Source organism: Actinosynnema sp. (genome assembly GCF_052038725.1).
The window spans coordinates 1-9,479 of record NZ_JBQGCX010000038.1; the positions used below are offsets into that span (position 1 = coordinate 1).

Below are 9,479 nucleotides of genomic sequence, written 5' to 3' on the forward strand. Positions count from 1 at the left end.
CCCGACCACGAACCCCTCGCGGATGCGCCTGCCCTCGTCCGTGCGGATCGGGATGTTCTGCAGGTTCGGGTCGGTGGACGACAGCCGCCCGGTGGCCGCGATGGTCTGGTGGAACGTGGTGTGGATGCGCCCGTCGTCGGCGACCGCCTTGAGCAGCCCGTCGACCGTCGTCTTGAGCCTGGTGACGTCCCGGTGCGCGAGCAGGTGCTGGAGGAACGGGTGCTGGGTGGACTCGAACAGGCTCTGCAGCGCGTCCGCGTCGGTGGTGTACCCGGTCTTGGTCTTCTTCGTCTTCGGCATCCCCAGCTCGTCGAACAGCACCACCTGCAGCTGCTTGGGCGACCCGAGGTTGATCTCCTTGCCGATGACCGCGTACGCGTCCTGCGCGGCCTGCTTCACGCCCGCCGCGAAGTGCGCCTCCAGCCCGGTCAGGTGCTCGTCGTCGACGGCGTTGCCGATGCCCTCGATCTCGGCCAGCAGCGCCAGCAGCGGCAGTTCGAGGTCGGCCAGCAGCCCCTCCTGGCCGGTGCGGTGCAGCTCGGTGTCGAGCACGTCGGCCAGCTCGGCGACGGCGGAGGCCCGCACGATGGCCGCCGTGGCCGCCTTGCCGCCCTCGTCCTCCTCCTCGTCGAGCAGCGACAGCTGCCCGCCGCCCGGCTCCTCGGCGCGCAGCTCGCGCTGGAGGTGCCGCAGCACCAGGTCGTCGAGCGAGAACGAGCGCTGTCCGGGGCGCACCAGGTACGCGGCGAGCGCGGTGTCGCTGGTCAGCCCGCCGAGCCGCAGCCCGCGCGCGCGGAGCCGGTGCAGCAGCGGCTTGGCGTCGTGCACGGCCTTGGGCGCGTCGGAGGCGAGCCAGTCGGCCAGCGCGGTCTCGTCGTCGGGGGTCAGCGCGGCCAGCCGCACGTACCCGCCCTCGCCGCCGACGGCGAACGCCAGCCCCTCGACCTCGCCGTCGGACTCGCGCGGGGCTACGCCGACGCGGGCTCCCGCGTGCGCCTGGAACCACGCCGCCAGCCCGCCCTCGGCGAGCTCGCCGCCGCTGACCTCGAAGCCCTCCTCGGCCTCGGGCTCGGCGGACGAGAGCGTCGCGAACAGCCGGTCCCGCAGCACCCGGAACTCCAACTGGTCGAACAGCCGGTGCACCGCGTCCCGGTCCCACGCCTTGGCGGCCAGGTCCTCGGGGCCGAGCGGCAGCTCGACGTCGCGCACCAGCTCGGTGAGCTGCCGGTTGAGCAGGATGTTGGCCAGGTTCGCGCGCAGCGACTCGCCGACCTTGCCCTTGACCTGGTCGACCCCCTCGACCAGCCCGCTCAGGTCGCCGAACTGCCCGAGCAGCTTCACGATCGTCTTCGGCCCGACGCCGGGCGTGTTGGGCAGGTTGTCCGAGGAGTCGCCCCGGATCGCCGCGTAGTCGGCGTACAGCGACGGCGGCACGCCCTGCTTCTCCAGCACCAGCTCCGGCGTGTACCTGGCCAGCTCGGACACGCCCTTCACCGGGTACAGCACGGTGATGTCGTCGTTGACCAGCTGCAGGGCGTCGCGGTCGCCGGTGCAGATGAGGACCTTCTGGCCGAGCGCCGTCGCCTGGGTGGCGAGGGTGGCGATGAGGTCGTCGGCCTCGAAGTTCTCCTTGGACAGGAACGGGATCGCGAGCGCGGTCAGCACGTCCTGGATGAGGCTGACCTGGCTGCGGAACTCGTCCGGGGTCTCGCTGCGGCCCGCCTTGTACTCGGGGTACGCCTCGGTGCGGAAGGTGCGGCGGGAGACGTCGAACGCGACGGCGATGTGCGTGGGCTTCTCGTCGCGCAGCAGGTTGATGAGCATGGACGTGAAGCCGTAGACCGCGTTGGTCGTCTGGCCGGTGGCGGTCTGGAAGTTCTCCGCTGGCAGCGCGAAGAACGCCCGGTAGGCCATGGAGTGACCGTCGACCAGGAGCAGGCGGGAGGCTTCTGAGGTGCTCACGCGGGCGAGTCTAGGGTGAGGGTCCGACAGCCGACCCGAGTGGAGCCGCCCGACATGACGACCCCCGACCAGCTCCCCGGCCTGGACCAGGCGTTCGCCGACGAGCAGCTGATGACCCGGATGGGCATCGAGATCACCCGGTGGGACGGTGACGAGATGGTCGGCACGATGCCGGTCAAGGGCAACCGCCAGCCGTACGGGTTGCTGCACGGCGGCGCGAACGCGGTGCTCGCGGAGACGCTGGGCTCGATCGCGGCGGCGACCCACGCGGCCCCCGACCGGGTGGCGGTCGGGCTGGAGCTGTCCTGCACGCACCACCGGTCCGCGCGCGAGGGCCTGGTGACGGGCGTGTGCAAGCCGGTGCACCGGGGCCGCAGCACGGCGACCTACGAGATCGTGGTCAGCGACGAGGACGGCAGGCGGCTGTGCACGGCGCGGCTGACCTGCTTCCTCAAGGAGGTCTGACGCGGTGCGGGCCGCCCTGCCGCTCTTAGCCGTGCTGCTGGCCGGGTGTGCGAGCGCGCCGGAACCGCCGCCGCCGCCCGCCTACCGGGTCCCGGTGGAGGCCCCGCGCCCGGACGAGGTGGTGCTGGACGTGCCGACCACCTCGGACGGTGACACCGCTTTCACCCTGCTGGGGTTGACCACCGGGTTGGACGTGGTCATCGGCAGCCACGCGGAGTGGCGGGCCAAGGGCCGGTTCGCGCGGGTGCGGATGATCGTGGTGAACACCGGCCGCAGCAGCGTCCTGTTCGACGCGCGCAGGCACGTGCTGGTGGACGAGCGGGGCGGCGAGCACCCGCAGGACGCCCAGGCAATGACGATCAAGCGGCAGCCGGAGCGGGTCGACCTCGGCGCGGGCGTGCGGCTGGAGTACGACGCGTACTTCGACGTGCCCGAGGGCGCGAGGCCGGTGGCGCTGCGCGCGTTCGGCGGGCCGACGCTGACCGACCTGCAGGACCTGGAGGGCACCGAGATCCGATTCGGCTGAGCCCAGGGCGCAAGACGAGGGCCCGACCACCGCGGGTGGTCGGGCCCTCGTCCGGTTCTCAGCCCGTCTCAGTGGCCGCCGAGGTAGGCGGCGCGGACCTGCGGGTCGTCGAGCAGGTCCTTGCCCGGCGCGCTCTTCACGACGCGACCGGTCTCCAGCACGTAGGCGCGGTGCGAGATCTTCAGCGCCTGCTGGGCGTTCTGCTCGACCAGCAGCACGGTCGTGCCGTCGGCGTTGATCTCCTGGATGATCTTGAAGATCTCCGCGATCAGCATCGGCGCCAGACCCATGGACGGCTCGTCCAGCAGCAGCACCCTGGGGTTCGTCATCAGCGCGCGGCCGATGGCGATCATCTGCTGCTCACCGCCGGACATGGTGCCCGCGAACTGCGTCTTGCGCTCGGCGAGCCGGGGGAACCGGCCGTACACCTTCTCCAGGTCGGCCGAGAACTCGCCCTTCCGGGTGTAGGCGCCCATCAGGAGGTTCTCCTGCACCGTCATGCCGGGGAACACGCCCCGGCCCTCGGGCGACTGGCCGATGCCCAGGCGCACCCTGCGGTGGCCCTGCATCTTGGAGATGTCCTCACCCTCGAACAGCACCTTGCCGCTGGTCAGCGGGCGCAGTCCGGAGATCGTCTTGAGCGTGGTCGTCTTGCCCGCGCCGTTGGCGCCGATCAGCGAGACGATCTCGCCCTCGTTGACGTCGAGGGTGATGCCCTTGAGCGCCGCGATCTTGCCGTAGTGGACGTTGATGTCCTGGACCTCAAGAAGCATCTTCGGACACCCCCAGGTACGCCTCGATCACCTTAGGGTTGTTCTGCACCTCTTGCGGGAGTCCTTCCGCGATCAGCTGGCCGAAGTCCAGCACCGCGACGCGGTCGCTGACCTCCATCACCAGGCTCATGTCGTGCTCGATCAGCAGGACGGTGCGGCCGTCGTCGCGGATCTTGCGGATCAGCTCCTGGAGCGACTTCTTCTCCGCCGGGTTCATGCCCGCGGCGGGCTCGTCGAGCAGCAGCAGCTTCGGGTCGGTCGCGAGCGCGCGGGCGATCTCCAGCCTGCGCTGGTCGCCGTAGGGCAGGTTCTTCGCCGTCTCCGTGGACCGCGCGGAGATGCCCACGAAGTCGAGCAGCTCCCGCGCCAGCTCGCGTCCGCGCTTCTCCTCCTTGCGGTGCCACGGGAGGTTGAAGGTCGCGCCGATCGCACCGGTCTTGTGGTGCGCGTCCGCGCCCACCATCACGTTCTCCAGCGCCGACATGTTGTGGAACAGCCGGATGTTCTGGAACGTGCGGGCCACGCCCTGCTTGGTGATCTTGAAGCGCTTGGTGCCGTTGAGCTTCTCGCCGTTGAACAGCACCTGCCCCTCGGTGGGCTGGTAGACGCCGGTGACGACGTTGAACACCGTGGTCTTGCCGGCGCCGTTGGGACCGATGAGCGCGAAGATCTCGCCCTCGTTGATCTGGAAGTCCGCTCCGCGCAGCGCGACGACGCCGCCGAAGCGCATCACCACGTTGTCGAGCTTGAGGACAGGGGTGCTCACTTGACCGCCTCCGTGGACGCGTCGGTGTCCGGCCCGGCGACTTCGGCGCCGAGCGCGCCCATGCCACCGGTCCCCTCGTGCAGTTCGGCTTTCCTGCGCCGCGACGGGAGCAGGCCCTCGGGGCGCAGACCCATCATCAGCACGAGCACGCCGCCGAACAGCAGGATGCGGTACTCGGACGGGTCGCGGCCGAGCAGGTCCTCCAGCCAGTTGACCTCGCGGAACCGCTCGGGCAGCCAGGCGATGACGAACGCGCCGAGCATGACGCCGGGCAGGTTGCCCGAGCCGCCCAGCACGACCGCGGCCAGGATCGTCGCGGACAGGATGAACGGGAAGGTGTTCGGCTCGATGAACACCGCCTTGCCCGCGTGCAGGCCGCCCGCGAGACCACCGATCATCGCGCCGATGGCGAAGGCCAGCAGCTTGAACTTGAACGTCGGCACGCCCATCAGCTCGGCGGCGTCCTCGTCCTCGCGGATCGCGGCCCACGCGCGGCCGACGCGGCTCTTCTGCAGCCGCACCGAGAAGACGATGACGACGGCGATCGCCGCGACCATCAGGTAGTAGTACGGCGCGGGGTCGAGCCGGAACTCCAGGCCGAGCATGTCCGGCGGGTGCGGGATGTTCGTGATGCCGCGCGCGCCGCCGATCTCGTCGGTGTTGTTCGCGGTGATCCGGACGATCTCGCCGAAGCCGAGCGTGACGATGGCCAGGTAGTCGCCGCGCAGGCGCAGCGTCGGGGCGCCGAGGACGACGCCGGAGACGGCGGCCAGGCCGATGCCGATCACGATGGTGGCCCAGTAGTTCCAGCCGTACTGGGTGCCGAAGTAGGCCACCGAGTAGCCGCCCATCGCGAAGAACGCGACGAAGCCGAGGTCGAGCAGGCCCGCCTGGCCCACCACGATGTTCAGGCCGACGGCCAGCAGGATGTAGACGCCGACCGGGTAGATCAGCACGGTCGTCCAGTCCGCGCCGGGCGACATGAACGAGCCGATCCACGGGGCGGGCAGGATCAGGGCGAAGACGATCGCGCCGAGGTAGACCAGGTAGCGCTGCCAGGTCTTGGCGTGCTCCCACCAGTCCCTCAGGCCGTCGAACAGCGCGCCGACGCGCCTCAACGGGTTCGAGTTGCCAGACACAGCGTTGCCTTTCATGCGCGGGCCTTCTGGAGGGATTCGCCGAGGATGCCCGTCGGGCGGAACATCAGGACGATCACCAGGACGGTGAACGCGATGACGTCCTTCCACTCGGAGCCGAGGAAGATGGCGCCCCAGTTCTCGATGAGGCCGAGCGTGATGCCGCCGAGCAGCGCACCGCGCAGGTTGCCGATGCCGCCGAGGACCGCGGCGGTGAACGCCTTGATGCCCAGCACGAAGCCGACGTTGTAGACGGTGTTCTCGTACTCCATCAGGTACAGCGCGCCCGCGACACCGGCCATGGTGCCGCCGAGCAGGAACGTGATGCGCACGATGGTGTCGATGTTGACGCCCATCAGCACGGCGGCCTCGGGGTCCTGGGCGGTGGCCCGGATGCCGCGGCCGATCTTGGTCTGGTTCACCAGGCGGTCGAGCGCGACCATCATGACGATGGCGGCGACGATCACGATGACGTGGTCGGTGCGCACGTCGGCGTTGCCGATGGTGAAGAGGGTCTCGCGGTCGACGATGCGGGCCGCGGACTGCTGGTTGCGCCCCGGCTTGCCGGTCAGCCACGGGATGATGACGAGCGCGAACAGCTCCTGCAGGAACAGCGAGGCGCCGATCGCGGAGATGAGCGCGGTCAGGCGGGTCGCGCCCTTGCGGCGCAGCGGCCGGTAGGCCACGAACTCCAGGAGCACCGCGGCGCCGCCGGAGACGGCGCCGGACACCAGGATGAGCAGCACCATCACGCCGATGAGGGCGACGCCCGTCAGCGGGGTGGCGGGCGCGATCGCCGTGATCGTCACGAGCGACGCCATGGTGCCGATCATGAAGATCTCGGAGTGCGCGAAGTTGATCAGGCGGAGGACGCCGTAGACCATCGTGTAGCCCAGGGCGACGAGCGCGTAGATGGAGCCGATCACCAGTCCACCCACCGTGCTGGGTAGGAACTGGTTGGTCAAATCTTCAAGCATGACTGGTCTGCCTCACGAGACGGGGCGGGGAGAGAAAACGTCGCAGTGCACGAGGGGAGCGGCGCCGTCGCGGTGCGACGGCTGCCCGCTCCCCAGCGCTTCCTTGCCTGTGACCGTCCGGGAGATCAGCCCTCGAGCTTGGCCTCGTCGGCCGCGCCCAGCAGCTTCAGCACGCCACCCTTGACCTGGTAGATGAAGATGGCGTTGTTCTCGGGCTCGCCGTTCGCCTTGAACTTGATCGGCTTGGAGACGCCCTCGAAGTCCGCGGTCTTCAGGAAGTCGTTGATCTTCTCCGAGGTGGTGTTGCCCGCCTCGATCGCCTTGATGTACGCGGTCGCGGCGTCGTAGCCCTCGGTCGCGTAGATGGCCGGGTCGGCGTTGGTGGCCTTCTTGTAGTTGTCGTAGAAGGTCTTCAGCGGACCGGTCACGTCGGCCGACGGGATGTTGCACGGGCAGGCGAGGATCGCGCCCTCGGCGGCCTGGGCGCCCGCGGCGGAGACGAGCTGCGCGTCGAGCGAGCCGTCACCGGAGGCGAACGGCGCGGTGACGTTGCTGTCGCGCAGCTGCTTGAGCAGGCGACCGGCCTGCGCGTAGTAGCCGCCGTAGACGATCACGTCGGGGTTGGCCGAGGCGACCTTGGTGACCACGGACGAGTAGTCCGAGGCGTCCTTGGAGAAGCGGTCCTTCTCGACCGCGACGCCCGCGCCCTCGAACGCCTTCGCGACGGCGTCCGCCAGACCGGTGCTGTACTCCTGGTCGTCGGAGAGCACGAAGGCCTTCTTCGGGCTCTTCGCCTTCACCAGGAAGTCCGCGATGCCGGGGCCCTGGTCGTCGTCGTTCGCCACGACGCGGTGCCAGAACGACCAGCCGTTGGCGGCCAGGCCGGGGTTGGTGGCCGAGGGGGAGATGCTGGGGATCTTGTTCTGGTCCAGCACACCGCCGATCGCCTTGGACTCGCCGGAGAAGGCCGGGCCGATCAGGGCCGAGATCTTGTCCGAACCGACGGCCTTCGTGATGAGCGAGGTGGCCTGCTCGGGCTTGCCCTGGCTGTCGTACTCGACGAGCTCGATCTTCACCTTGGGGTTCTTGGCGTTGTACTCGTCGACCGCCAACTTCGCCCCGTTGCGCGGCGGGATCACGATCGCCGAGTTCTCACCGGTGAGGTCACCCATGAACCCGATCTTGACCGTGTCGCCGTCGCCACTGCCCGTGCTGCTGCCGCCGCCGCCGCCCGCGCATGCCGCGAGCACCAGCGAGGACGCCGCTGCGAGCGCCAGCACTCGGCCGAGTCGTGCTCCTGACACCGGAATACCTCCCATGACACCAACCACAACCGTTCCGCCGAGAAGCGGAGGACCCCCGACACATGGGGGCGTGGAGTTAGGGCAGGAACGTAGCTTCAGTTGCGTTCCGTGAACAGGTGGCCTGCCTGCTCTGTGTCCACATCGTGACGGTAGTCACCGAAAAATTCACGCGCGTTAACAACGTCAAGTTCGGATCAAATAGCGAATGGTCACCCTACTCTTGCAGAGGGTAACCGACAATGGACATGCGAGAACCCCGGAGTTACCCGTTCAGGTAACGCCGGGGTCTGCGGAGTGGATCGGTCCGGCAGGCTCAGCCGAAGTTTTCGATGACGGCCTCGGCCACTGCCTTCATGGTGGTGCGGCGGTCCATGGCGGTGCGCTGGACCCAGCGGAAGGCCTCGGGCTCGCTCAGGTTCTGCTTGGTCATCAGCAGGCCCTTGGCGCGCTCGACGACCTTGCGGGTCTCCAGGCGCTCGTTGAGGCCCGCGACCTCCAGCTCCAGCGCCTGGAGCTCGGAGAACCGGCTCATGGCCAGCTCGATCGCGGGCACCAGGTCGCGCTTGGCGAAGGGCTTGACCAGGTAGGCCATGGCGCCCGCGTCGCGGGCCCGCTCGACCAGGTCGCGCTGGCTGAAGGCGGTCAGTATGACGACGGGGGCCACCCGCTCGCCCGCGATGACCGACGCGGCCTCGATGCCGTCGACCTTGGGCATCTTCACGTCGAGGATGACCAGGTCGGGGCGCAGCTCCTTGGCCAGCGTGATCGCCTCGTCGCCGTCGGCGGCCTGACCGGCCACCTCGTAGCCCTCCTCGCGGAGCATCTCGACCAGGTCGAGCCGGATCAGGGCCTCGTCCTCGGCCACGAGCACGCGGCGCGGCGCGGCCTGGGACTGGGCCTCGGCAGCCTGGGTCACCGGGGTCCTCCTGACGCTGTGTGCTGAGGTCCGACGCGGATGCGACGGGCGAAGGGCGAGTCTACCGGTGGCGGGACCGGACCACGTGGGGACCGGTCCGTGATCACCGACACCGCCCGGAGGACCCTCCGGTGAAGTTAACCCGCCGGTAACACGCCGATCCCGCCCAGCGGACGTTCGCGGGCGCGCGCGAAGGCGGACGGGGTGTCGACGCACGCGCGCCACCCCGTCCGGACGACCCCGAGCCGCCCCTCGGCGCAGCGGGCGGTCGTACGACCGGGCGGACGGGTGGGGTGGCCGCGCATCGACCACCCCACCGGGCGACCTCCGGTCACCCCTCCGCACCGAGCGCGGACGGCTCCGGGAGCGGTCCGCGCACCGGCACAACGCTCGGGGGCGCCCGCCGGGTTCCCGCCGCCCGGACGACCCCTGCAAACGATTGGCCCGGCCACCCCCTCAAGGGGGTTGGAACCGGCCGCGCCGCTCACCGAACGTGTCCGCGAACCCCTGGTCACGGAACGTGCCGAGCACGGGGCGTAGCGCCCGCGCGGTGCGCGGCCCGGTCACTCGCGCGCATTCCGCTAACGAACGCGCGCTCTCTTCCGAGAGTCGGCCAAACGTTTTCCCGTCCGGGTGAACTCGCGGGCGGGGGCA

9 protein-coding genes are annotated in these 9,479 nt (G+C 69.7%); 2 read left to right on the forward strand and 7 right to left on the reverse strand.

All coding sequences use genetic code 11. The features are described 5' to 3' along the window. Positions 1-1,962 (reverse strand): DNA polymerase I (gene polA / locus ACTUAL_RS00665; protein WP_440898897.1); only part of this gene is annotated, 1,962 nt, incomplete at its 3' end. A gap of 54 nt (positions 1,963-2,016) precedes the next feature. On the opposite strand from polA, the gene ACTUAL_RS00670 reads away from it, so the two are divergent. Then, entirely contained in the window at positions 2,017-2,427 is a 411-nt protein-coding gene (locus tag ACTUAL_RS00670) for a PaaI family thioesterase (RefSeq protein ID WP_096496348.1), read from the forward strand. Positions 2,428-2,431: 4 nt separating this feature from the next. After that, complete coding sequence (locus ACTUAL_RS00675) at positions 2,432-2,953, forward strand: hypothetical protein (protein ID WP_096496349.1); 522 nt, start codon at positions 2,432-2,434, stop codon at positions 2,951-2,953. Positions 2,954-3,021: 68 nt separating this feature from the next. On the opposite strand, the gene ACTUAL_RS00680 is transcribed toward ACTUAL_RS00675, so the two are convergent. The 6 genes from ACTUAL_RS00680 to ACTUAL_RS00705 all read right to left on the reverse strand — a co-directional run bounded on the left by ACTUAL_RS00680 (position 3,022) and on the right by ACTUAL_RS00705 (position 8,825). Next, the gene (locus tag ACTUAL_RS00680) at positions 3,022-3,726 is read right to left on the reverse strand and encodes an ABC transporter ATP-binding protein (RefSeq protein WP_015804238.1); all 705 of its coding nucleotides are present in this window, start codon (positions 3,724-3,726) and stop codon (positions 3,022-3,024) included. Beyond that, the gene (locus tag ACTUAL_RS00685) at positions 3,716-4,456 is read right to left on the reverse strand and encodes an ABC transporter ATP-binding protein (protein ID WP_096498030.1); all 741 of its coding nucleotides are present in this window, start codon (positions 4,454-4,456) and stop codon (positions 3,716-3,718) included. Before ACTUAL_RS00685 ends, ACTUAL_RS00680 begins: the two co-directional genes overlap by 11 nt. Positions 4,457-4,488: 32 nt before the next feature. Beyond that, on the reverse strand, positions 4,489-5,646 hold the full coding sequence (locus tag ACTUAL_RS00690; RefSeq protein WP_440898898.1) for a branched-chain amino acid ABC transporter permease: 1,158 nt from the start codon (positions 5,644-5,646) through the stop codon (positions 4,489-4,491). Further along, the gene (locus ACTUAL_RS00695; protein ID WP_096496351.1) at positions 5,643-6,605 is read right to left on the reverse strand and encodes a branched-chain amino acid ABC transporter permease; all 963 of its coding nucleotides are present in this window, start codon (positions 6,603-6,605) and stop codon (positions 5,643-5,645) included. The genes ACTUAL_RS00690 and ACTUAL_RS00695 overlap by 4 nt, the downstream gene beginning before the upstream one ends. 125 nt (positions 6,606-6,730) lie before the next feature. Continuing rightward, on the reverse strand, positions 6,731-7,909 hold the full coding sequence (locus ACTUAL_RS00700) for a branched-chain amino acid ABC transporter substrate-binding protein (RefSeq protein ID WP_440898899.1): 1,179 nt from the start codon (positions 7,907-7,909) through the stop codon (positions 6,731-6,733). Between the two features lie 313 nt (positions 7,910-8,222). Continuing rightward, entirely contained in the window at positions 8,223-8,825 is a 603-nt protein-coding gene (locus ACTUAL_RS00705) for an ANTAR domain-containing response regulator (RefSeq protein WP_015804243.1), read from the reverse strand. Positions 8,826-9,479 lie beyond the last annotated feature (654 nt).

Coding starts and splice junctions, on each gene's coding strand:
- ACTUAL_RS00670 (WP_096496348.1), top strand. CDS start 2,017: ATGACGACCCCCGACCAGCTCCCCGGCCTGGACCAGGCGTTCGCCGAC.
- ACTUAL_RS00680 (WP_015804238.1), bottom strand. CDS start 3,726: ATGCTTCTTGAGGTCCAGGACATCAACGTCCACTACGGCAAGATCGCG.
- ACTUAL_RS00685 (WP_096498030.1), bottom strand. CDS start 4,456: ATGCGCTTCGGCGGCGTCGTCGCGCTGCGCGGAGCGGACTTCCAGATC.
- ACTUAL_RS00690 (WP_440898898.1), bottom strand. CDS start 5,646: ATGAAAGGCAACGCTGTGTCTGGCAACTCGAACCCGTTGAGGCGCGTC.
- ACTUAL_RS00695 (WP_096496351.1), bottom strand. CDS start 6,605: ATGCTTGAAGATTTGACCAACCAGTTCCTACCCAGCACGGTGGGTGGA.